Annotated in this window: 22 protein-coding genes and 1 tRNA gene; 15 read left to right on the top strand and 8 right to left on the bottom strand. The window is 67.8% G+C overall.

What is annotated here, in order from left to right; translation table 11 throughout:
* Positions 1–121 precede the first annotated feature (121 nt).
* Positions 122–1,813 carry a methyl-accepting chemotaxis protein gene (locus tag BM249_RS01170; RefSeq protein ID WP_091968075.1) on the top strand — a complete coding sequence of 564 codons (1,692 nt, stop codon included), beginning with the start codon at positions 122–124 and terminating at the stop codon, positions 1,811–1,813.
* Between the two features lie 128 nt (positions 1,814–1,941).
* Here the strand turns inward: BM249_RS01170 and BM249_RS01175 are convergent, their stop codons facing one another.
* A complete protein-coding gene (locus BM249_RS01175) occupies positions 1,942–3,147 on the bottom strand; it encodes a lytic murein transglycosylase (RefSeq protein WP_091968079.1) in 1,206 nt (401 codons plus the stop codon).
* Positions 3,144–4,133 carry a UDP-glucose 4-epimerase GalE gene (galE, locus tag BM249_RS01180; protein WP_091968082.1) on the bottom strand — a complete coding sequence of 330 codons (990 nt, stop codon included), beginning with the start codon at positions 4,131–4,133 and terminating at the stop codon, positions 3,144–3,146. The genes BM249_RS01175 and galE overlap by 4 nt, the downstream gene beginning before the upstream one ends.
* A gap of 155 nt (positions 4,134–4,288) precedes the next feature.
* Between galE and galU the strand changes: the two genes are divergently transcribed.
* Positions 4,289–5,155 (top strand): UTP--glucose-1-phosphate uridylyltransferase GalU, encoded by an 867-nt coding sequence (gene galU / locus BM249_RS01185; protein ID WP_091968086.1) that lies wholly within the window; start codon positions 4,289–4,291, stop codon positions 5,153–5,155.
* Between the two features lie 357 nt (positions 5,156–5,512).
* On the top strand, positions 5,513–6,445 hold the full coding sequence (locus BM249_RS01190; protein ID WP_091968088.1) for a DUF817 domain-containing protein: 933 nt from the start codon (positions 5,513–5,515) through the stop codon (positions 6,443–6,445).
* Here the strand turns inward: BM249_RS01190 and BM249_RS01195 are convergent.
* Positions 6,433–6,648: a hypothetical protein gene (locus tag BM249_RS01195; protein WP_091968091.1), complete on the bottom strand. Its 216-nt coding sequence runs from the start codon at positions 6,646–6,648 to the stop codon at positions 6,433–6,435. The two genes, BM249_RS01190 and BM249_RS01195, sit on opposite strands and share 13 nt — an antisense overlap.
* Positions 6,649–7,074: 426 nt before the next feature.
* Here BM249_RS01195 and BM249_RS01200 point away from each other — a divergent pair, with 426 nt between their 5' ends.
* The 3 genes from BM249_RS01200 (at position 7,075) to BM249_RS01210 (ending at position 9,322) form a co-directional block, all read left to right on the top strand.
* A complete protein-coding gene (locus BM249_RS01200) occupies positions 7,075–8,211 on the top strand; it encodes a S1C family serine protease (RefSeq protein ID WP_091968094.1) in 1,137 nt (378 codons plus the stop codon).
* Positions 8,212–8,549: 338 nt separating this feature from the next.
* A complete protein-coding gene (locus BM249_RS01205; RefSeq protein ID WP_143103660.1) occupies positions 8,550–8,786 on the top strand; it encodes a hypothetical protein in 237 nt (78 codons plus the stop codon).
* On the top strand, positions 8,783–9,322 hold the full coding sequence (locus BM249_RS01210) for a J domain-containing protein (protein ID WP_091968100.1): 540 nt from the start codon (positions 8,783–8,785) through the stop codon (positions 9,320–9,322). The genes BM249_RS01205 and BM249_RS01210 overlap by 4 nt, the downstream gene beginning before the upstream one ends.
* A gap of 102 nt (positions 9,323–9,424) precedes the next feature.
* Here BM249_RS01210 and BM249_RS01215 read toward each other — a convergent pair whose 3' ends face one another.
* Complete coding sequence (locus BM249_RS01215) at positions 9,425–10,861, bottom strand: D-alanyl-D-alanine carboxypeptidase (protein ID WP_091968294.1); 1,437 nt, start codon at positions 10,859–10,861, stop codon at positions 9,425–9,427.
* Positions 10,862–11,200: 339 nt separating this feature from the next.
* On the opposite strand from BM249_RS01215, the gene BM249_RS01220 reads away from it, so the two are divergent.
* The 4 genes from BM249_RS01220 to BM249_RS21095 all read left to right on the top strand — a co-directional run bounded on the left by BM249_RS01220 (position 11,201) and on the right by BM249_RS21095 (position 12,658).
* A complete protein-coding gene (locus BM249_RS01220) occupies positions 11,201–11,536 on the top strand; it encodes a phasin family protein (protein ID WP_244528517.1) in 336 nt (111 codons plus the stop codon).
* Positions 11,537–11,826: 290 nt separating this feature from the next.
* Positions 11,827–12,084, top strand: coding sequence for a hypothetical protein (locus BM249_RS01225; protein WP_091968103.1), 258 nt, complete (start codon positions 11,827–11,829; stop codon positions 12,082–12,084).
* Positions 12,078–12,206, top strand: a complete 129-nt coding sequence (locus BM249_RS22080; protein ID WP_280142634.1) for a hypothetical protein — start codon at positions 12,078–12,080, stop codon at positions 12,204–12,206. The genes BM249_RS01225 and BM249_RS22080 overlap by 7 nt, the downstream gene beginning before the upstream one ends.
* A gap of 152 nt (positions 12,207–12,358) precedes the next feature.
* Positions 12,359–12,658: a PilZ domain-containing protein gene (locus tag BM249_RS21095; RefSeq protein WP_143103661.1), complete on the top strand. Its 300-nt coding sequence runs from the start codon at positions 12,359–12,361 to the stop codon at positions 12,656–12,658.
* Between the two features lie 200 nt (positions 12,659–12,858).
* On the opposite strand, the gene BM249_RS01230 is transcribed toward BM249_RS21095, so the two are convergent.
* Positions 12,859–13,089: a hypothetical protein gene (locus BM249_RS01230; RefSeq protein ID WP_091968106.1), complete on the bottom strand. Its 231-nt coding sequence runs from the start codon at positions 13,087–13,089 to the stop codon at positions 12,859–12,861.
* 231 nt (positions 13,090–13,320) lie between these two features.
* On the opposite strand from BM249_RS01230, the gene BM249_RS01235 reads away from it, so the two are divergent.
* The 4 genes from BM249_RS01235 (at position 13,321) to BM249_RS01250 (ending at position 18,137) form a co-directional block, all read left to right on the top strand.
* Positions 13,321–14,454: an efflux RND transporter periplasmic adaptor subunit gene (locus tag BM249_RS01235; protein ID WP_091968109.1), complete on the top strand. Its 1,134-nt coding sequence runs from the start codon at positions 13,321–13,323 to the stop codon at positions 14,452–14,454.
* 2 nt (positions 14,455–14,456) lie between these two features.
* Positions 14,457–17,612, top strand: a complete 3,156-nt coding sequence (locus BM249_RS01240) for an efflux RND transporter permease subunit (RefSeq protein WP_091968113.1) — start codon at positions 14,457–14,459, stop codon at positions 17,610–17,612.
* Between the two features lie 97 nt (positions 17,613–17,709).
* A tRNA-Pro gene (locus tag BM249_RS01245) sits at positions 17,710–17,786 on the top strand.
* Between the two features lie 39 nt (positions 17,787–17,825).
* Positions 17,826–18,137: an ETC complex I subunit gene (locus BM249_RS01250; protein WP_091968116.1), complete on the top strand. Its 312-nt coding sequence runs from the start codon at positions 17,826–17,828 to the stop codon at positions 18,135–18,137.
* Positions 18,138–18,302: 165 nt separating this feature from the next.
* Here the strand turns inward: BM249_RS01250 and BM249_RS01255 are convergent, their stop codons facing one another.
* From BM249_RS01255 to BM249_RS01265, 3 genes are all read right to left on the bottom strand, one after another.
* Positions 18,303–18,767 carry a nucleoside deaminase gene (locus BM249_RS01255; protein ID WP_244528518.1) on the bottom strand — a complete coding sequence of 155 codons (465 nt, stop codon included), beginning with the start codon at positions 18,765–18,767 and terminating at the stop codon, positions 18,303–18,305.
* A gap of 20 nt (positions 18,768–18,787) precedes the next feature.
* Positions 18,788–19,855 carry a spore photoproduct lyase family protein gene (locus BM249_RS01260; protein ID WP_091968121.1) on the bottom strand — a complete coding sequence of 356 codons (1,068 nt, stop codon included), beginning with the start codon at positions 19,853–19,855 and terminating at the stop codon, positions 18,788–18,790.
* Positions 19,856–19,930: 75 nt separating this feature from the next.
* Positions 19,931–20,674, bottom strand: coding sequence for an SHOCT domain-containing protein (locus BM249_RS01265; protein ID WP_091968124.1), 744 nt, complete (start codon positions 20,672–20,674; stop codon positions 19,931–19,933).
* Between the two features lie 209 nt (positions 20,675–20,883).
* On the opposite strand from BM249_RS01265, the gene glgX reads away from it, so the two are divergent.
* A complete protein-coding gene (gene glgX, locus BM249_RS01270) occupies positions 20,884–23,163 on the top strand; it encodes a glycogen debranching protein GlgX (protein WP_091968127.1) in 2,280 nt (759 codons plus the stop codon).
* Positions 23,164–23,188 lie beyond the last annotated feature (25 nt).

Here is a 23,188-nt window from a genome sequence, read left to right on the forward strand (position 1 = left end):
GACCAAATCGAAAATAGATTTAGACTTATAAATAGGGAAGCGTTTAAGATATTAACGATTTGTTCTGAGGTGATCCATAGATATTTGGGCGTAATTTCTGCCCCATGGGTTTCTGATCGCCATGCCCAACAGTCTGACCATTGGCCGCAAGCTCATCCTCTCGTCGGCCATCACCGCCGTCTTCGCGGTCGGCGTCGTCTATAATCAATGGAGCAGCAATCACCGGATTGCCGAGGCGACGGAGGCCGTGGCGCGCGAACAGACGATCCTCTCGGGGATCTCGCAGGCGCAGGTCGCCCTGAGCCGTCTCCAGATCGACCTGCGCGGTATCGATCTGGCCCGGACGAGCGCCGAAGCCGACAGGGCCGTATCGGATGCCGGTAAGGTCGCCGCAGCGGCGGTTCGTGGCCTCGATCGGCCCATCGCCCTGGCGTTGAAGCCCGAGGTTCTGCGCGATAGCGCCAGAGCCCTTCAGGACCTCGCCACGGCCGTCGGAAACTATGCCGAGCTCGGCCGAGCCGACTTGCGGGGGCGGGATGTCGATGCGGCTGCCGCCGGAACCTTGCGGAAATCCATCGTCGATCGGATCGGTCAGACCGAAACGATGATCGACGAAGCCGTGGCCAACGCGCATGGTTTCACCAGCAAAGCCATGCAGACGACCTCCGATCAGGTCGACGCTGCGACGCGCTTCGGCCTCGCCGCGGGTGTCGCCATGCTGCTGAGCCTGCTCGCAGCGGCGGTCCTGCTCATGCTGAACATCCAACGGCCCCTCGGCCGCCTCGTGGCGGTGCTCGAGCGCATGGCCGGTGGCGACATCGATGCCGCGATTCCCGAGGCACGGCGCGGCGACGAGATCGGCGCCCTCGGTCGCGCCGTGGACAAGATCAAGACGATGGTCTCCCAGAAGGCCGCCGAGGAGGCGGAGCGCCATCACATCGCCGAAGCTGCGGCGGCGGCGGAGCGTCGCCGCACGATGGTCGAACTCGCCGATGGCTTCGAGCGGGCCGTGGGCGGGATCGTCGGAACGGTGTCGGCTTCGTCGGCGGAACTCCAGAGCACGGCGCAGCAGATGACCGCCAATGCTAGCCAGACGGCAGAGACCTCGACGACGGTCGTGGCGGCGGCGGAGCAGGCCGCCGCCAATGTCGGCACCGTGGCGGCGGCGGCGGAAGAACTCGGAACCTCCGTGCAGGAGATCGGGCGGCAGGTGACCGGCTCGGCGGGGCTGGCCCAGGCGGCCGTGGCGGAAGCGGACCAGACTACGCGCCTCGTGCAGGAACTCAGCCACGCCGCCGAGCAGATCGGTGCCATGGTGGGGATGATTTCGAACATCGCGGGCCAGACGAACCTCCTGGCGCTCAACGCCACCATCGAGGCGGCGCGGGCCGGGGAGGCCGGGCGCGGCTTCGCCGTGGTGGCGTCCGAGGTGAAGGAACTCGCCAACCAGACGGCGCGGGCCACGGAGGAGATCGGCCAGCGCATCGGGCAGGTCCAGGGCGTGACCCATCAGGCGGTCTCGGCCATCGGCAGCATCACGGGACGAATCCGTGAGATCAACGCGGTGGCGGCGAGCATCGCGGCGGCCGTGGAGGAACAGAGTGCCGCGACCCAGGAGATCGTGCGCAACGTCGCCCAGGCTTCCCACGGCACGTCTGAAGTCACCGGCAACATCACGAACGTGGCGCGGGCTTCCGAAGCCACCGGGGCCGCCGCCGCTCACGTCCTCACCTCGGCTTCGGGCCTGTCGCGGCAGTCGGAACACCTCTCCGCCGAGGTGCGCCGCTTCCTCGCTTCCGTTCGCGCGGCCTGATACGGCCTCCCCACGATCGGAGCGAAAACCGCACTACGAAGGCTGCGCGGCGCTTGAGGACAACCGAACTGCGTCCGTCCAAAGGGAAGCAAACGCAGTTCGGACGGGGCGAGGACGCGCCGGGGACGTCAGGGACGTCCCCGGAGGTGATCGAGGAGGGTGGGTGTCGCGTAGCCGTCCGCCGGTAAACCCTGTTCGATCTGATAGCGGCGCACGGCCTCGCGCAGCTTCGGCCCGGCCCGGCCATCGGCGTCGCCGGTATAGAGGTTGCGGGCCGACAGACCCGTCTGCAGAGCCTGGAGCCCGGCCTTGTCGAGGCGGGCTCCAGCCGGCCAGGGCGCGGCGAGAGGCGGGCCACCTGCGAGGCGATCGGCGAGATGGCCGACCGCGAGGGCGTATGAATCGGATGTGTTGTAGGCCCGCATCACCTCGAAATTGTCGGTGATGAGGAAGGCCGGGCCGCCGAGGCCGCCCGGCAGGAACAGATTGGCATTGCCCGAGGCTGGAAGGGGTTTTCCATCCGTCCGCCGCACGCCCCGGCCCGCGAAGTCCGACAGGTCGGCGCGGTAGGCGGTAAGGTCGAAGGTCGGGGGCAGCGTGACGGCGTAGCCCCAGGAGACCGCTGGATTCCAGCCGAGGGACTTCAGATAGTTGGCGATGGACGCGAGGGCGTCGGCCTGAGAGTTCCAGATGTCGCGATGCCCGTCGCCGTCGAAATCGACGGCATGGGCGAGGAAGCTCGACGGCAGGAACTGGACCTGTCCCATGGCCCCGGCCCAGGACCCCTTCATGGCGCCCGGCGTAATATCACCGCGTTCGAGGATCGTCAGGGCGGCGAGCAACTCCTCGCGGAACAGGGTGCCGCGAAAACCGGCCTGCGCGAGGGTCGCGAGCGCCCGGACCGTCGGCACCGTGCCGGCGCTGGCGCCGAAATCGGATTCCACGCCCCAGAAGGCCAGAACGACCCAGCGTGGCACGCCGAAACGCGCCTCGATGGCAGCGAGGGTCGGGGAGAGCCGCGCTGCCTGGGCCTGCCCGCGGGCGATCCGGCCAGTCGAGACGGCCCCGACCAGATAATCCCAGACCGGCCGGGCGAACTCACCCTGGCCCCGGGTCCGGGCCAGAATGGTGGGATCGGCGGTGGTGATCCCGGCGAAGGCCGCCGCGAAGGTCGCGGGTGAAACGCCGCGCGCGAGGGCATCGGGGCGCAGGGCCGCGATGAACGCGCGTAGATCCTGCGCGGACCGCGCCGCCGGGGCGGGCCGGGCCGTCTCGGCCGTGGCGGCGCCCGCCGTGGCCAAGAGGAGGGCGAAACCGAGGAAAGAGACCTTCACAGGCGGTTGCGCTTCGTCAGGGCATCCTCCCAGGCCAGCGCCTGAGCGACGATGCCGTCGAGATCGGCATGGCGCGGTGTCCACCCGAGGTTTCGGATCCGGTCCGCCTGGGCGACGATCCGCGCCGGGTCGCCGGGCCGGCGGGGACACAGCCGCACCTCGAAATCCCGCCCCGAGACGCGCTTGACCACGTCGATCACCTCCAGGACGGAGTAGCCCTGGCCGTAGCCGCAATTCATCGTCAGGCTCTCGCCGCCGTTGCGCAAATGGTCGAGGGCGACACGGTGTGCGTCGGCGAGGTCCGAGACCTGGATGTAGTCGCGCAGGCACGAACCGTCGGGCGTCGGGTAATCCGTGCCGTAGACGTCGAGATGGCTGCGCTGCCCGAGCGCCGCCTGGGTGGCGACCTTGATGAGATGGGTGGCGTTGGGCGTCGATTGCCCCGTGCGCCCGCGTGGATCGGCGCCCGCCACGTTGAAGTAGCGCAGGATGACGTAGGTGAAGCCGTGAGCCTTCGCGGCGTCGGCAATCATCCACTCGCTCATGAGCTTCGAGCGGCCATACGGATTGATCGGGGCGGCGACGAGATCCTCCGGCACCGGCACGACATCGGGTTCGCCGTAGACGGCGGCCGTCGACGAGAAGATCACGTGGCGCACGCCCTCGCGAACCGCCGTCTCGATGAGGGCACGAGTCTTCACCGTATTGGCGAAATAGTAGCCGAGGGGGTCCGCCACCGAATCCGGTACGACGATACGGGCGGCGAAATGCGCCAGGGCATCGATGCCATGGCGGCGGATGGTCTCGGCCACCAGGGCCTGGTCGGCGACATCGCCGACAACGAGCTCCACCTCCGGCGGCAGGGCCCAATCGAACCCCGTCGAGAGGTCGTCGAGGACGACGACCCGATCATGGCCGGCGTCGAGGAGCGCGAGGACCATATGGCTGCCGATGTAACCGGCCCCACCCGTCACCAGAACCGCCATGATCGTTATCCCTTGCGCCGCCCGAGGACGATATATCGAAAATTCTTTGCATCAGTTATGCCGTCTTACTGTCACGCTGTGTCATCCGTCCCGGAATGCGATCGTGTGTCGCCTTCCAGGCTCGCTCCACACTCCTCAATTCCGGATCCCGTTCGATGAAACCGATTCGCAAGGCCGTCCTTCCCGTCGCGGGCCTCGGGACCCGTTTCCTTCCGGCAACGAAGGCGATGCCGAAGGAGATGCTCACCGTCGTCGACCGCCCCGTGGTGCAGCACGTGGTCGACGAGGCCCGCGCGGCCGGCATCGAGCATTTCATTTTCGTGACCGGGCGCGGCAAGGCGGTCATCGAGGACCATTTCGACATTTCGTTCGAACTCGATCGGATGCTGCAGGAGCGTGGAAAACAGGCGGCCTACGAGGATCTGAAACGCGACCTGCCGGCCGCCGGGCAGACGAGCTTCACCCGCCAGCAGGAACCCCTCGGCCTCGGTCACGCCGTATGGTGCGCCCGCGAGATCGTCGGTGACGAGCCCTTCGCCGTGCTCCTGCCGGACATGCTCAGCCGCGGCTGCATGGAGCAGATGCTCGGCGCCTACGGGCGTCACGGCGGCAACGTCATCGCCGTCGAAGAGGTGAAGCCCGAGGAGACTCACCAGTACGGCATCGTCAGTGTCGGCCAGACCTTTGGCCAGACCTTCGAGATCAACGGGATGGTCGAGAAGCCCAAGCAGGGCACGGCGCCGTCGAACTTCATCATTTCGGGCCGCTACATCCTCCAGCCGGAAATTTTCGAGGTGCTGTCCCACGGCCGCAAGGGCGCCGGCGGCGAGATCCAGCTGACCGACGCGATGATCGAACTCGCCAAGACGCAAGATTTCTTCGGGATGCGCTACGAGGGGCGCACCTACGACACCGGTTCGAAGCTCGGCTTCCTCACCGCGAATATCGCTTATGCCCTTGAGCGCGAGGACCTCGGCGCCCCCCTGCGGGCCGAGATCGCCCGGCTGCTCGCGCAGGCGTGAAACGGATCGGCGCTGCGCTTCCATGGACCGAAAAGCGAAGCTCGGCCATTTTAGCGCTTGCGCTTTGTGCGATGCACACTAGATTGTGCATTGCGGGGACGCGATGGCGTCGCGCTCCCGTTGCCCTTCTTGGGCGTTTCCTCCCTAGACTTCGGGCCGCTCTCAGGAGCGGCCTTTTTTCTGCGCGGTGTCCGTCAGGCAGGATAGGGATGGGGCTCGACCCTTCGATTTCCATCTGTAGGGACGGCGCCCGAATAAGAGTGCCTCACAAAACTCCCGCCCAGGGACGGTTCTCGCCCCGAAGACGACGGTCCGGCGGGAGTTTTGTGGGAGACACCAAGACGCGAGGGGCCGGTCATGGAGGGCAGCGCCGCACGGACTTGGCCGCCGCTCGCTCACTTCGTCGCGGCGGAGGAACGGCTCGGCGCCTGGGCTCTCACCCGTGGTCCGTATGTCGCCGGGCTCTACGAATTCCTGCGGTTCGGCGTGAAACAGGCCTGGGCCTGCCTGTTCGGCGGCCTGATCTGCGCCCTCCTCATCACGAGTTATCTGTTCTATACCGAAGACGCTGGGGTCAGCCGCTACGACGCCCTCACCCTCGCGGTGGTGGGGATTCAGATTGCCCTGCTGTGGCTCAGGATGGAAACCTGGGAGGAAGCGAAGGTCATCGCCCTCTATCACGGGGTCGGCACGATCATGGAGGTGTTCAAGACCGCCGTCGGATCCTGGGTCTATCCCGAGGCGAGCGTCCTGCGCCTGGCCGGGGTCCCGCTCTTCACCGGCTTCCTGTACGCAAGCATCGGCTCCTACATCGCGCGAGTCTGGCGGCTGTTCGATTTCCGCTTCACCCGGCATCCGCCCCTTCGCCTGACCCTACCGTTGGCCGGGGCGATCTACCTCAACTTCTTCACGCATCACGTGATGTGGGACATGCGCCTGCCGCTCATGGCCCTGTCCGGCCTGCTGTTCGGGCGAACGACCGTGTACTTCAAGATCTGGCACGTTCATCGCCGGATGCCGCTCGTCATCGGCTTCCTGCTCGTGACCCTCTTCATCTGGATCGCTGAGAATATCGGTACCGCGAGCCGCATCTGGCTCTACCCCAACCAGCACGCCGCCTGGGCAATGGTCGCATGGGGCAAGTTCGGCTCGTGGTATCTCTTGATGATCGTCTCGTACGTCCTCGTCACCCTCGTGAGCCGGCCACGGGATATCCGGTGGTCGGCTCGCGGGGAGGGCCAGCCGGTCGATGTCGGCCGGGACCGCATCGAACGGGCTCAGTTCAGATAAGTGCGGATCCAGTTCGGGGAGAGGATCTCGCCTTCCTCGGTGATGATCCACGGCTGCTTGGCGGGGTCCGTGAGGGCGCCGGCGGCGGCCTTGATGGCCTCGCGCAGGGTGTCGTAACGCAACGGTTGGGCCACCGGCGACGAGACCGGGGTGGTCCGCCAGATGGTGAGGTCGGCCGGGCGTTCGAGGGCTTCGGTTTCCATGGGTCCTTGTCCTTGATCGAGAGGGGAGGTTCCCCGCGATACCGGCTGTCCGGTCGGCCTGTGATAGACAGGTGAACCTGAACGGCCGCAGCGGGACGATGGTCGGGAATGCCAGCATCACTGAGGCGGATCGGTGCTTATTTCGGACGCAATCGAGAAGCTTGCGTCCGTCGTGGTGCGAGCAAAGACGATGGAAATTTCATCGAATTGCCATGATCTGCTTCAGCGCTTCTGACTTGTCGTGTAACGGGTCTTTTCGTGGCTCGTCCTGGAGGCGGGTTTTAGCCTCGGCTTCGGGATTGAACGGTGTGCTGTCGCACCCGCTTCGGCTCCGCCCTTGGCTTCAGTTGAGGGGATAAGAGTCACCGCGCGGTTAATGCCGCGGTGCAACATAAGATTTATCCCAATGTGTGGAAGAGGATGGGGATGCGGGACCGTTTTACGCGGATCGCCTTGGGGGCGGCGCTGCTCCTGCTCGCGCTGTTCGTGGCTCAGCCCTACGTGACGGCATTTCTGTTCTCCGCGCGGGCCCCGAGGGCGATCACCGCGCGGGGCGAGCTGGCGCCGGCGGAGGCCGCCACCGTCGCGCTGTTCGCCCGGGCGAGCCCGTCCGTCGTTCACGTTTTCGTGCAGGCCGCCACGGAAGGACGCTCCCCGTTCGGAGCGGAGGCGGAGGAGGGGGCCGAGCAGGAGGGCGGCGGATCCCAGACGGGTACGGGCTTCGTCTGGGACGCGGCGGGTCACATCGTCACCAACAATCACGTCGTGGCTTCCGCCGCTCAGGGCGGTGCCACCGTCTCCGTGCGCCTCGCCACCGGGGCCGTGGTCCCGGCCCGCATCGTCGGCACGGCCCCGAGCTACGATCTCGCCGTGCTGCAACTCGGCCGCACCACGCCGCCGCCGCCCCTCGCCATCGGGACGTCCGCCGATCTGAAGGTCGGGCAGGCCGTCTACGCCATCGGCAATCCGTTCGGCCTCGACCACACCCTCACCACCGGCGTGGTCAGCGCCCTCCAGCGCCGCCTGCCCACCGCCGAGGGCCGCGAGCTCTCGGGCGTCATCCAGACCGATGCGGCGATCAATCCGGGCAATTCCGGCGGCCCCCTCCTCGATTCGGCCGGACGCCTCATCGGCGTCAACACGGCGATCTTCTCGCCCTCCGGCGCGAGCGCCGGCATCGGCTTCGCGATCCCCGTCGACGTGGTCAACCGCGTCGTGCCAGAACTCATCCGCAACGGACGCACCCGCAATCCGGGCATCGGCATCATCGCCGGGCAGGAAGCCATCGCCGCGCGCCTGGGCATCGACGGCGTCGTGGTGATGCGGGTGCTGCGGGGCTCGCCGGCCGCGCAAGCGGGCCTGCGCGGCGTCGATCTCCAGACCGGGACCCTCGGCGACATCATCGTGGCCGCGGGCGACCGGCCTGTTCACCGCCTCGCCGATCTCACCGCCGCCCTGGCGACGGCCGGCGTCGACGCGACCCTGGATCTCACCGTGGAGCGTGACGGACATACCCGGCGGGTGCGCGTGACCACCACGGATGTCGCCGAAGCCCGGCGCTGAGCCGCATCGTTCATCGGGATCGCCGCCCACGGATCAGGGGTCCCATGCATCAGGGGGGACGGTAGGAGCGAGACGCTACGTCTCGTCAGGCCGGGTACGCGGGGGCGATCGACGAAATCGTGCTCAGCGGCATCGAGGCGTTTCACGTCGGTGGCAGGACCGTGATCGATCGGGAAGACCTGCGGCCACGTCGGGCGCCGATCCAGCCAAGAGGCGCTGGATGTTTTCCACACCAGCGGGATCGCGTAACATCTCGCGAAACCAGTCGGCGATCGGGTCTGCGGGCCGAAAGCCCCACGCGCACGCAAGAGCGACCGATGCACCCGGACCTGCGAATCTTGATGAGTTTGGCCGGTCTTCTGGTCACGGCCGCCCAGGCGGGCGAGGGGACGGCCTCGCGCCGGGCCTATCCCTGTCCGCAGGATGCGCCCGAGGGCGTGCGCTTTCCCGACCGGCCGGATTGCGCGGCGCGTCCGCGACCAGAGGCGCGTGAGACGAATGGGTTCCGGGATGTCGGCGGCGTCCGCCTTAGGGTCGGTGGCCGGGTGAGCGCCGATTACGGCTTCGGCCGATGACCCTGCTTCTCGCGGGCTTCGGCCTTCTGTTGCTCTGGTGGCTCTGGCGCAATGCCCTGCGACGCGCGCCGGCCGCGCAGGGCCGCCTGATTCTGCGGATCGGCGGTTACGCGACCCTGGCGGTCGCCGGCCTCGTCCTCATCCGGGGCCGCCCCGAACTCGGGGTGATCCTGGCGGCCGCCGGATTGTGGTGCCTCGAAGGCGAGACGGGGCTACGCCGTCGCTGGCGTGCCCTCGTCGACCGGGTTCGGGTGAGGGCGCGGCTACAGACGAATTTCCACCGCCGGGCGCCCGGCGGGCGTGTAGACGCTGATGCGGATGCCGACCCGCGGCCGCGCCGCCCGGCGGACCCAGGGGCGATGACGCAGGAGCAGGCTTATGAGATCCTGGGGCTTGAGCGCGGGGCGTCCCTGGAGAGTATCCGCGCGGCGCACCGAGGGTTGATGAAGCGGTTCCACCCCGACCAGGGGGGAACTGCCGAGCAGGCGGCGCGCGTCAACGCGGCCCGGGACAGGCTGACGAACCGACATCGCTGATACTCCACGCGCGTGCCAGGGGAAATTCTTACGGATGGTGGGGGCGCCCCGCCGGACGGGCAGGGACCGTGCGGGCCGACCCGTACGAGATCGGCCAGCCGCTCAGCTCCGCGTCGCGAAGCAGGAGAAGCCGCTGCGCTTCAGAGCGTTGCAGGCATCCTGCGCGGTGTCCTGCTCCGAGAAGCCCGAGAAACGGGCGCGGTACAGGGTGGCCCCGCCGTGCTCGACCTTCACCGTGTAGGGGGCAGCCTTCGACAGGGAGCCGCCGGCCCGGTTGCGGGCCTCGGCCAGCATGGATTTCGCCTTGTCCTCGTCGTCCATGGCGCCGAGCTGGATCACCCAGGCGGTGGGCGTCACCTTCGCGCCCGACACGGTCTTGGGCGCCGATTCCGTGCGGGGACCGTCGACGGAAGCGAGACGCGCCGGGCTTTTTCCAGCCATCGGGAACGGAGCGACGGCGGCGGCCGGAGCGTAGGCGTGGGCATTGGTCGGCAAGCGGCCCTTGGCGCCGGCGCTGCCCGGCGTCGTGGTGGCCCGGTTCGGCGAGATGTCGAGGGGCTGCGCCGTGGACGCCGTGGTCTCGATGTCCTCGTCGTCGGCCGAGGCCAGCTGGGTCCGCGTGCGCGAGGCGCCGTCCGCCACCACGGCCGGCCGGGCCCGCTCGGCGACCTCGACGGTGGGAGGCGTCTGGCGATTGCCCGCATAAGCGCGCGGCAGATTCGACCGCACGAGGTCGGCCATGATCTTGTCGCGGCTGGCGCCCGACTTGCCGCCCAGCACGATGGCGACGATCTGGCGGTCGTCGAGGCGGGCCGCCGTCATGAGGTTGAAGCCGGAATCGCGGGTGTAGCCCGTCTTGATCCCGTCGACGCCCTGGACGTTGCCCAGCAGCCGGTTGTGGTTGCCGATGACCCGGCCCCGGAAGGCGAAGGAGCGGGTCTGGAAGTAGCGATAATAGCGCGGGAAGCGGTCCTGGATGGCCCGGGCCAGCACGGTGAGGTCGCGCGCCGTGGTGATCTGGTCGGCATCGGGCAGGCCCGACGCGTTGGCGTAATTCGTGCGGCTCATGCCCAGGGCCTTGGCCTTCGCCGTCATCATCTCGGCGAAGCGCGCCTCGGAGCCCCCGGCGATGTTCTCGCCGATGGCGCAGGCGACGTCGTTGGCCGACTTCGTCACGATGGCCTTGATGGCGTCCTCGACGGAAATGGTCGAGCCCGGACGCAGTCCGAGCTTCGAGGGCGCCTGCGCGGCGGCGTAGGCCGAGATGGTGAGGGGCGATTCGAGGGTGTAGCGGCCGCGCTCGAGTTGCTCGAACAGCATGTAGAGGGTCATCACCTTGGTGATGGAGGCCGGGTGCCGCAGGGAATCTTCGTTCACCGCGTGCAGGGTCTTGCCGGTCTTCACGTCCACGACCATGGCCGCGTAGGGCGGGTTGTAGCCGCCGCCGCCGCGATGGTGGACCCGGCGTTTGGCCTCGGCCGGCGAAGCGAGGGCGGTCAGAACCGCCGCCGAAACGATCAGGGCGGGCAGGGAACGCATCGTTCCCGTGCGCGCCGCGCGCACGGGGTCGGCCACCACGTGGTTGGATACGCTACGCATCACGCTCACCGATTCGGCAAGGACGGTCAGGCCGTCTTGCACCGCAACATGGGAAAGGGGGGCGGCGGTCTCGCCGTAACCCCGCGACATCTGTCAATCAGGCTAGGCGGATGCAGTTACAGCCGGGTTAATGGGAATCGCGGGATTCGAAGGCATATATTGCAGCGCAGCGACACGGACGCTAAGAATATTGCGTCGCACAATCGGGTCCGATATCGCGTCGGTCGCGCGTGCCGATCCGATCGCAAGAGGGAGTGCCCGCCGGGGCAAGGCCAGACCATGATCAGCATGACCCAAGCCTTCAAGAACGTCGTTCCGTTCGCGCCCACAGGCAAGACCGGCTTCGATTCGGTGATGAAGGGCTTCTCGGCCGTCGCGAAGACGAACCAGACCGCCGGAATCGAATGGGCGGATTTTGCGCGGCAATCCTTTACCGAAGGACAGGCGGCGCTGAAGCAGCTTGCGGCCGCCCGCACGCCCCAGGCCGCCTTCGAGATTCAGACCGCCTACCTGAAGAGGGCCACCGAACGCCTGATGGCCCAGGCCCAGGTTCTGAAGGACCTCTATGCCGGCCTCGCTTCCGACATGGCGAAGCCCCGAGGCGCATCCGTCTGAGGAGCCGCCGACGCCTCGGGCCGGATCACGGAGCCGCGTAGGGGCTCGATCCGGCCTTGGTGCCTCTCACAAAACTCCCGCTGCACCATCGGGCTCAGGACGAGAACCGTTCAGGGGCGGGAGTTTCGAGAGGCGCTTTTGATCCCTCTCCGATGTCCAGAGGATCTGGCAGAGGCCATCGCGTGCGGATCGACACGTCCAAATCGGATCCGCATGCCTACATTGAGTTCAAGCGGAAAAGAACAGAACTGATCCCAGTTCTGGCGCCGCATAGGAGCTCAGAGACCACGATGATGACCCGTATCGCCGCTACCGCTGCTGCCGTCGTGCTTGGCGTTGCTTCGATCTCGTCCGCAATGGCCGCTGAGCCTCCGTCCCGCTACGTTTCGTTCGGTTCGCAAATCGAGGCGACCGGTTCGATCAATACCGATCCGCAGGCGCCCGCGCCCTTCGGCTGTCCGATGAGTTCTGCCGCCGAGGGCAACGCCAACCAGCAGAACTTCCCCGTGCAGCAGTACGGTCAGACTTCGGGCGGCAACCGATGCTGAGCGGCCTGAGGCAAGGCGTCTCCCTGGCGGTGACGGGGCTGTCCTACCTCATGGCCGGGGCTTTTCTTGTCGGCCTCGTCGTAACGCTCATCGAGACGTCGCAGGCGATGATCAGTCCCTGACGTCCGTTTCGGGCAGGAGGCGGTGGAGCGAAGGCTCCACCGCCTTTTTCCTTTTCAGCTCCGGCCGAGACTGAGAAGCAAGGGGGAATGCCGGCTTTTGTTAACGTCCAGGCTTTATCGCTCGGAGTATATTCGAGCCTCGGCATCTCAGAATGTCCAATTTCGCTGAATCCATCGCCTCAGAGATGATCGATCCATTCATCGAGCGATCCCCGCGTAAGGATGCGGATTGGCCTGGTTTCATTCGCACAGCGGATGGCTCAGAGATCGAATGTCGGATCAAGAACGTCTCGAAGACTGGAGCGAGGATCGAGGTTTCGGAAGTTCACTTTCTTCCCGACACTTTCCTGCTTAAATTCGGAAAGAACTTTGTCTGCCGCGTTAGGCTGGCGTGGCGCAAAGGAAAATCTTCCGGCCTGAAGGTCGAGCAGATCACAAAACTTGAGATCTGATTGGCTATCCGCCCGATGAAACCGAAAACCGTATCACCGAGACCGCGCGGCGCGTGAACGGGACCGAACTCCCTCATTCCTAGCGTATCGAACGGAGCTTGTATGGCACCGCGCGCCGTCGACGGTCGGAGGGCCGCAGAGTTCCGTCTTCCGGGACATCGGACTGACGCACGATCTCCAAACCGTCGAGGTACGGGATTCTAGACGGACTCGTGCCAGGCCGGGAGCGGCATCCAATGCGTGATCTTCACGCCCGATGCCTTCGTCTCGGCACGCCACAGATGCGCCCTCGATGAGTAGGAAGCCGGGACGAAGAGCTTATCGCTCGCGCTCCAGGCACAGATTTCGATTCGGGCGCCCGTACGGTCCTGGAGGAATCCGAGGAACTTACGATCCTTGGGCGCCGTGCGGACCGGCTCCCAATCCGTCATCAATCCCTTCTCTCGGTCCACACCTGCACCTCTGACACGCCGGCTCTGGGGCGGCCCCTTACGCGCTCGCTCCGGGCGACCCTTCTGGGCGCGGTCCAGGGCAGTGCGATAAGCCCGTGCTTCAACCGTCACAGACACGGCGATTCTAGCGAGATCGGGTGGACTACGCCACAACGGCCGGGCAAATGTGGCAATTGGTACGGGAGTTGTGCGCAAAGAAAGGGGCTTTCCATGCGGGGGCGGGCGATCCTGTCCATCGGTCTGGCACTTGCCGTGGGCGCGGTGCTCGGCATGGGCCTGCTCTGCGCGTTGATTTTGACGCAGGCCGGCACGGCCTTGTCGGGCGGCGTCGGACCCGCCATGACCGAATTAAGGCATCGCTTCTTCGCGTCCCCCATGGCGGCCGAGCGCGGTCCCGGACCCGTTCAGGGCCGCGCGGCGATGCCTCCGGATGGCGAGGGCGGTCGGTCCGTGGTTCGCTTGAGCGACGCGGCCCGGGCGCGCATCGGAATCGAGACGGCGCGGCGCACGCGCCAGCCCCATGCTGTCGAGATCCAGGCCTACGGCACGGTCATCGATCTCGCCCGCGTCACGGATCTCACGAACAGCTACGCGGGCGCCGTGGCGGCGCTCCAGGCCGCCAAAGCCCGGGCCGAAGTGTCCGGCAGCGCCGCGCGCCGGGCGAAGAGCCTCAGCGCCGGGGTGGTGACGGCGGCCCAGATCGAACTCACCGAGGGCACCGCCATCACCGACCGGTCGGCCGTGGCGGTGGCCGAATCCCAGGTGCGCACCCTCGCGGCGACGGCCCAGCAGGAATGGGGACCGGTGATCGGCAAGGCCATCGTCGAGCGTTCTCCCGTGGTGACGCGTCTCATCGAGCGGATCGACTTCCTGGTGCAGGTGACCCTGCCGCCCGGAGAGACGATGAAGGGCCCGCCAGCCACCGCCTTCGCCGAAGTGCCGCCGCAGAGCGCCCGCGTTCCCCTGCGCTACGTCTCGCCGGCGACGCGGACCGACCAGCGCATCCAGGGCGTCAGCTTCTTCTACACGGTGGCGGGCGACAGCGGCCTCCTGCCGGGTATGAGTACGCTCGCCTTCCTGGCCTCCGACCGCGAGACCACGGGCCTGAGCATCCCGGAGAGTGCCGTGGTGCACTGGCAGGGCGGGGCGTGGTTCTACCGGGTGGCTGGCGACGACGCCTTCGTACGCCATCCCCTCGGGGCCGACGCCCCGATCTCGTCCGACACCTACATCGTCGACGATCTCGGCCCCGAGGCCGAGATCGTGGTCACCGGACCGCAGGCGATCCTCTCGGAGGAGCTGCGCGGTCAGATCCAGGCCGGCGGCGACACGGACGACGATTGAGCATGTCCGATGATCGCCCCGCGCCCGGCCCGTCGCCGGTCCGCGCGTCCGCCGGCCTGCAGGGCCGCCTCGTCACCTTCGCGGTGCGGCGCCCCGGCCTCGTCCTCACCATCGCCTTCGCGTTGGCGCTGTACGGGTTCTTCGCCATCCGCGAGGCCAAATACGACGTCTTTCCGGAATTCGCGCCCCCGGCGGTGACGGTGCAGACCGAGGCGCCCGGCCTCAACCCGGAGCAGGTCGAGGTGCTGGTGACCCAGGCCGTGGAGGTCGCCATCGCGGGGCTGCCGGGGCTCGCCACCGTGCGCTCCAACTCGATCCAGGGCCTGTCGGTGGTCACCGCCACCTTCGGGTCGGGCAGCGACATCTACCGGGTGCGCCAGCTCGTGAACGAGCGCTTGGCCTCCCTCAATGGGCGGCTGCCGCAGGGGGTGCTCTCGCCCGCCATGACGGCGCTGACCTCCTCCACGAGTTCGGTGATGCTCATCGGGCTCACCTCGCCGACCCGCACGCTCATGGACCTGCGCAATGCCGCCGATTGGCGCCTGCGCCTCCGCCTCCTCGCCGCCCCCGGGGTCGGGGAAGTCCTGATCTACGGCGGCGACGTCCGCTCCATCCGCATCCAGGTCCGACCGCACGACCTCGTCCGCTTCCGCGTCGGCCTCAACGACGTGCTGGCCGCCGGGCGCAAGGCGACGGGCGTGCGCGGGGCGGGCTTCGTCGACACGCTCAACCAGCGCATCACCCTGCAGACCGAGGGGCAGTCCCTGACCCCGGAGGCCATCGCCCGCACCGTCCTCGTGAATGAGGGCGGGGCCAGCGTCGTGCTGGGCGACGTCGCCGACGTGGCGAGCGCGCCGGAGCCGGCGATCAGCGCCGCCCTCGTCGACGGCACCCCGGGGGTGCTGCTCATGGTCGGCGCGCAGGTCGGCGCCAACACCCTCGACGTCACCGCCCGGGTGGACGCCGCCCTGGCGGAGCTGCGCCCCGGCCTCGAACGCGACGGCATCGGGCTCCGCACCGATCTGTTCCGGCCGGCGAATTTCGTCACCCAGGCGACCGGGCACGTGGTCAGGGCCCTGGCTCTGGGCGGCATCCTCGTGTCGCTCGTGTTGTTCGTCTTCCTGTTCGACTGGCGCACGGCCCTCATCAGCGTCACGGCGATCCCGCTCTCCCTCATCGGCGCCGTGCTGGTGCTCGGGGCGTTCGGCCTGAGCCTCAACATCATGACGCTGGGGGGCCTCGCCATCGCCATCGGCGAGGTGGTGGATGACGCTGTGATCGGCGTCGAGAACGCCGTGCGCCGCCTGGCGGAGAACCGCCGCGCCGGCTCGCCCGTGGCGGCGGCCCGCGTGGTGCGCGACGCGATCCTAGAGGTGCGCGTCTCCGTCGCCTACGCGACCTTCGCGGTCCTTCTGGTCTTCCTGCCGGTGCTGGCGCTGACCGGCGTGCCCGGCCGCCTGTTCGGCCCCCTGGCGATCGCCTACATCCTCGCCGTGCTGGCGTCGCTCGCCGTTGCCCTGACGGTCACCCCGGCCCTGGCCTGCCTGCTGCTTGCCGGACGCAAGACCCTGCCGGCCGCCGAGCCGCCGGTGACACGCCTCGTGCGGGGGGCCTATCTCCGCCTGCTCCGGCGGACCGATCGGCATCCCTACGGTGTACTCGCCGCCTGCCTCGGCCTGACCCTGATGAGCGCCGCCCTGCTGCCGTTCCTCGGCGGCACCTTCCTGCCGGACCTGAAGGAAGGCCACCTCATCCTGCACATGACGACGGCGCCGGGGACCTCGCTCCACGAGACGCTGCGCCTCGGCGCGCGCGTGACTGCGGGCCTGAAGGCCGTGCCGGGCGTGCGGGCCGTCGCTCAGCAGGTCGGCCGCGCCGAGGCCGGCTACGATCTGGGCGGGACCCACGACAGCGAGATCCACATCGACCTCGATCCGGGCCTCGACGGGGCCGCCCAGGCGCGGGCCGAGGCCGGCATCCGGGCCCTGATGCGCGAGACCCCCGGTGCGGGTTTCTCCCTGAAGACCTTCCTCGCCGAGCGCATCGAGGAGGTAGTCTCAGGGTTCACCGCCCCGGTGGTGGTGAGCGTGTCCGGCACGGACCTCGACGCCATCGAGGCGACGGCCCGGGCGGTGGCGCGCGAACTCGCCGAGGTGCGCGGCGCCGTCGACGTGCAGCTGAAATCCCCGCCCGGTCTGCCGCAGGTCAATGTCAGCCTGCGCCCGAACGACCTGCGCCATTGGGGCCTCGACGCCATCGAGGTCCTCGACAGCGTCCGGACGGCTTACCAGGGCGACGTCGTCGGTCAGGCCTATGAGGGCAACGCCGTCTTCAACGTCGTGGTCGTGCTCGATCCCGCGACGCGCACGCGGCTCGCCACCCTCGGCAACCTGCCGCTCCGCACGCCTGGCGGCACCTATATCCGCCTCGCCCACGTGGCCGACGTCTATGAGACCTCCGGGCGCTACGCCGTGGCGCATGCCGGTGCCCGGCGGGTGCGGGTGGTGACCGCGAACGTGCGGGACCGCGACGTCGCGTCGTTCACCGAAGCCGTGAAGCGCAAGATCGAGCGGGAGGTGACGCCGCCCTCCGGGATCGACATCGGCGTCGCCGGGGCGGCGGAGGCCCAGGCGGGCGCGCGCCGCACCCTGCTGCTCTATGCCGGGCTCGCCGGGCTCGGGATCGTCCTGCTGCTCCTCGTGGTGACGGGCTCGCTCACCAACCTCGCCCTCATCCTCGTCAACGTGCCGTTCGCCTTCATCGGCGGAGTCATCGCGGTGGCGGCCACCGGGGCGTTGGTCTCCCTCGGCTCCATCGTGGGCTTCGTGACCCTGTTCGGCATCTCGTTGCGCAACACCATCATGATGATCGCCCATTACGAGCACCTCGTGCTCGTGGAGGGTCGCACCTGGGATGCCGCCGTGGTCGCCGAGGGCGCGGCCGACCGCCTCGTGCCGATTCTGATGACGTCCCTCGTGACGGGACTCGGGCTCCTGCCCCTGGCCCTCGGCGCGGGCGAACCGGGTCGCGAGATCGAAGGTCCCATGGCGCAAGTGATCCTCGGCGGGCTCGTCACTTCGACGGTACTGAACCTCGCCGTCCTGCCCATGCTGGCCCGCCGTTTCGCCCGGTTCCGCCCCCCGAACAGTGTGGTCTGACCGTCGCCGATTTGAGCGTCCGGGAGCGGGATCGGACCTTGCATCGGCTTGCGCGCAGGGGGGGAAAAAGCTAGATGGCCAAGGGCCTGAGAGGCGTCGGGGTGTAGCGCAGTCTGGTAGCGCATCTGGTTTGGGACCAGAGGGTCGTAGGTTCGAATCCTATCGCCCCGACCATCTCTCGCCCGCAGACTCCGTGCCCCTGGGAATCGTCCGATGTCGAGCGCTCGAATCTATCAGCCCGCCAAGGACGCGTCGCAGTCGGGTCCCGCCCGCAACAAGGGCTGGGTTCTGGAATTCGACCAGAGCAGCCCGCGCGAGATCGATCCGCTCATGGGCTGGACCGGCTCTTCGGACATGCTGCAGCAGGTGCGTCTCGAGTTCGAGACCCGTGACGAGGCCATCGCGTATGCGTCCCGCGCCGGCCTGTCGTACCGGGTCGAGGAGCCGCAAAAGCCCGTTCCGCGCAAGGGCTTGTCCTACTCGGACAATTTCAAGTTCAACCGCACGGCGCCCTGGACCCACTGACAGCCGGGAACGATCCCCTCACAGCTGGATCAGGATCGTGACCGCGCCGAAGATCAGGACCGAGGCGACGGCCACGGCCAGGAGCAGCAGGGCGGCGCGGGATTCGCGAAGGTCGTTCTGAGTCATGGTCCGAGGCTAGCGCCGGATCGCGCGAGAGCCAATCGCTCAATCGGCTGGGGACTCCCGGTCGCGCCACGCCTCGTAGGGATGGGCCTCGGCCGACACGGGCAGATGCGCCACGCGCATCGGCTGCTCCGCGAGGGGGCGGCACAACTCGGCATAGATCCCGGCGCTGAGAAGGCCGTGGGCTTCGGCCTCCTCGGCGGTGTAGGCGAAGTAGGCCTCGCGGATGCCGGAGAGTCGCATGGCGGCGTGGCACATGGGGCACGGTCGCCCGCTCGCGTAGACGATGCAACCGTCGAGCTTGGCCGATCCGAGCAGGCGGCTCGCCTCGCGGATCGCCACCATCTCGGCGTGATCCGTGGCGTCGTGGGTGTCCGCCGTCCGGTTGACGGCCCGCACCAGCACCGTGCCGTCGCGGACGATGACGGCGCCGTAGGGCCGTCCTCCGGCGAGAACGTTGTCGTGCGCGAGGGCGACGGCGTCGCGCAGATGGGTTTCGTGGGTCACGGGCGGATCTCCCAAATTCGTCAGAAGGCGTAACGGACGCTGCAGTAGGGTAGGCGCTCGGCGAGCAGGGCGGTGAAGCGGGCGAGCCAGCGGCCCTTCCAGCCGGTGCGGTAGCGAAGATTCGCACCCCCACCCTGCGAGACCTTGGCTTCCTGGATCTCTGGCCGCCACAGCAGCTCCTCCGCCTTGGGGTGCCAGCCGAGGTTGACCGCGTGCAGGTCGGCATTGTGGGTCAGCATGATGATCTCGGCCTTGACCTGCGCTTTGGCCGCCGCGCCGAGGCCATCGTCGATGGCCGCGAACAACTCGGCCCAGTCCGCCTCCCAGCCTTCGTAGAGGATCACGGGCGAGAAATTCAGGTGCACCTCGTAGCCGGCGGCCACGAAGTCGTCGATGGCGGCGATGCGCTCCTGCATCGGGCTCGTTCGCACGTCGACGACGCGGGCGATGCGCTCGGGCATGAGCGAGAAGCGGATGCGGGTCTTGCCCTGCGGATCGTAGGCCAGCAGGTCGCGGTTCACCGCCTTGGTGGCGAAGGACGCCTTGGCGTTGGGTAGGGTGCGGAACAGGCTGACAAGGTCCCGCACGGTGTCGGAGATCGCCGCATCGACGGAGAGGTCGCCGTTCTCGCCGAGATCGTAGACCCACAGGGCTGGATCGACGCTGTCCGGCTCGGGCAGGGGCCCCTGGCGCTCGGCATGCCGGCGGATGGCGGCACAGACGGCCTCGACATTGACGAACAGCGAAATCGGATTGGCGAAGCCCTTGCGGCGCGGCACGTAGCAATAGGCGCAGGCCATGGCGCAGCCGTTGGAGGTGGAGGGCGCGATGAAATGCGCACTGCGCCCGTTGGGCCGCATCGCCAGCCCCTTCTTCACGCCCAGCACCAGGGTGGAGCGCTTGATCCGCACCCAATCCTCCACCGAGCCGGCATTGCCGTGCAGCGCGGGGATGTTCCAGTGGGACGGCACTTCGATGCGCCGGGCGTCGGGGAACCGGTCGAGGATCTCGCGACCGCGCGGAAACTCGGTCACTGCCGGTTCGTGGTAGATCGTCCGGATGTCGATGAGGTCGCGCGAGAGGCCCATGGCGGCGACATGGGACTTTTCCGGACGGCGGCGAGCCTCCGCGCTGTGGACAGGTCGGCGCAGGGCGCCGGTGCGTCAGAGGCGCGCCAGCAACTCGGCCTTCTTCGCCGCGAATTCCGCGTCTGTCAGCACGCCCTTCCGCTGGAGTTCGGCGAGCCGCTCCAGGGTCGCGAGGATGTCGTTGGCCGGGGAGGGCGCACGGGGCGGGCTCGCCTCGGGACGAGGGATGGCCTCATCGGTGACGGGTACTCGCGGGGCTATGTCTTGCTGCGTTTGCGCAGACCGATCCGATGCGTCCCCATCGAGGCGGCGCAGGTCGGCAAGATCGACGTAGCCGCCCGGGCCTGAGAAGCGAAGGCTGCTCGAACCGCCCTGCTGCTGCGAGACGCCCGTGATGGCGTACCCCTCGGTTGCGTAGAGTGCGACGCGCCCGTCCGTCTCCACGGCGAGGCGCCCGGTCTCCGGGAAGTAGGCATACCGGACTCCGTTCTGCGCGCCCGAGGTCGCGGGCCGTCCGAGGTCCCCCGGCCACCAGGCGCCGGGCGTCGTACCGGCCTCCGTGAAGCCACCCGGTGGCAGCGCGTGGACGAGATCGGAGCACAGGGCGGCGACGCGGGCCTTGAGGCCCGTATCGAACATGGTGCCGATCATCGTCATGCCCCCCGACGACCATTGGCCGAAGCCCCCGAGTTCGGGGTGATCGAACTGTGCCATGGTGCCGTGGCCGGCCTCCAGGGCGCGGACGAGGTGGCGCACGGCGTCGAGGCTGACGTTGTGGCGGTCGGCGATGGTTTGAAGGCCGTTCGGGTGATCGGTCATCGGGAACACCTCTCATAGGCGGTGAAGGTGGCCGCAGCGGAGGAACCTTTGCCGCCCGAGCATGTGCCGGGCTAACGGGGTTCGCAACGCAAAAAGTTTTCCGCCGGGCGGACCTTCGGGGGAAGCGTGAGCGTTCCCGCTACGGTTTTGGCGTCCCGAGTGCCCCGTGAGAGCGCCGCACGGGACCGGGCGTCGTCCCTGGAGCAGTTATGGCCGACGATTTTTCACGAGCAGGCAAAGCGTCCCCGGTTAAGGCGTCCGCGACCCGATCGCGGATCAAGGAAGGCGCTCCCTATCCCTTGGGCGCGACCTGGGACGGGCTCGGGGTGAATTTCGCCCTGTTCTCCGCTCACGCGACAAAAGTCGAACTCTGCTTGTTCGACGACGCGGGCGAGCAAGAGATCGAGCGCATCGAGCTTCCCGAATACACGGACGAGATCTGGCATGGCTACTTGCCGGACGCGCGACCGGGCACCATCTACGGCTACCGCGTGCACGGCCCCTACGAGCCGAAGGCCGGCCACCGCTTCAACCCGAACAAGCTGCTCATCGACCCCTACGCCAAGGGACTCGTCGGCTCCATCACCTGGAATCCGGCCCTGTTCGGCTATCAGATGGAGACGGGCGACGACCTCACCTTCGACGAGCGCGATTCCGCGCCGTTCACCCGCCGCAGCCGCGTCATCGATCCGGCCTTCACCTGGGGGCGGGACCGCAAGCCCCATGTGCCGTGGGAGAAGACCATCTTCTACGAGACCCACGTGAAGGGCTTCACCAAGCTGCATCCGGCCGTGCCGGAGAAGCTGCGCGGCACCTATGCCGGTCTCGGGACTCCGGCGGTCCTCGACTACATCAAGAGTCTAGGTGTCACCTCCGTCGAACTCCTGCCGGTCCACGCCTTCGTGCAGGACGATTACCTGCAGGAAAAGGACTTGGTGAATTACTGGGGCTACAATACGATTTCCTTCTTCACCCCCGCCCGGCGCTACGCGGCGGTGCCGGATTTCGCCTTCTCCGAGTTCAAGGAGATGGTGGCGCGGATGCACGGCGCCGGTCTCGAGGTGATCCTCGACGTGGTCTACAATCACACGGCCGAAGGCAACGAGAAGGGGCCGACCCTGTCATTCAAGGGCGTCGACAACGCCTCGTATTACCGCCTGATGCCCAAAGAGCCGCGCTACTACATCAACGATACCGGCACCGGGAACACCTTCAACCTGTCGCACCCGCGCGTGCTCCAGCTCGTGACCGATTCGCTGCGCTACTGGGCGACGGAAATGCGGGTCGACGGTTTCCGGTTCGACCTCGCGACGATCCTCGGCCGCGAGCCCTACGGCTTCGACGAGGGCGGCGGCTTCCTAGACACCTGCCGGCAGGACCCGGTGCTCAATTCCGTCAAGCTCATCGCCGAGCCGTGGGATTGCGGCCCGGGCGGCTATCAGGTCGGCGGCTTCCCACCCGGCTGGGCGGAGTGGAACGATCGCTACCGCGACGACGTGCGCGGCTTCTGGCGCGGCGACCAGGGGCTGCTCCCGTCCCTTGCGTCACGCCTCACGGGCTCGGCCGACAAGTTCAACAAGCGCGGGCGCAAGCCCTGGGCGTCCGTAAACTTCCTCACCGCCCATGACGGCTTCACGCTGAACGATACCGTGTCGTACAACGACAAGCACAACATGGCCAACGGCGAGAACAACCGGGACGGCCACTCACACAATCTGTCGAACAATTACGGCGTCGAGGGACCGACGGACGATCCCGAGATCCGCGCCGTGCGCCTGCGCCAGATGCGCAACATGCTGGCGACCCTGTTCCTGTCGCGCGGCACGCCGATGCTGCTCGCGGGCGACGAGTTCGCCCGGACCCAGAACGGCAACAACAACGCCTATTGCCAGGACAACGAGATTTCCTGGCTCGACTGGGGCGCCATCGGACCGGAGGAGCGGGACCTCACGGAGTTCACGCAGCGCCTGATCATTCTGCGCGAGTCGCTGCCGATCCTCACACGCGGACGCTTCCTCACGGGCGAGTTCGACGAGGAACTGGGCGTCCGCGACGTGACCTGGCTCACGCCGTTGGGCACCGAGATGACCCCGGAGAACTGGGCCCAGGGCGATGCGCGGTCGCTGGCCGTGGTTCTCGATGGCCGGGCGCAGGTCTCCGGCATTCAGAAGCGCGGCGGCGACGCCACCTTGCTGCTCCTTTACAACGCCTATCACGACCTCGTGTCGTTCACCCTGCCGGCCACGGTCGGGGCCACGGCCTGGACCCGGCTCCTCGACACCAACCTGCCCGATAGCCAGGACGTCGTGACCGTGCCCGTGGGCGAGCGCTACGACGTCACTGGCCGCTCGATGCTGATGTTCGTGCTGAAGCCCGAAGAGGTCGAGAACGGTGCCATCACCGAGGTCGAACGGTCCTACCAGCACGTGATGCAGGCGTTCGAACGCGCCAACATCGACAGCGTCCGCTTCGGAACGCGCAAGGAATAGGCACACGGGGCGGCGCCGAAGGGCG

This window comes from Methylobacterium gossipiicola (assembly GCF_900113485.1).
In the GTDB taxonomy this organism is placed as follows: Bacteria; Pseudomonadota; Alphaproteobacteria; order Rhizobiales; family Beijerinckiaceae; genus Methylobacterium; species Methylobacterium gossipiicola.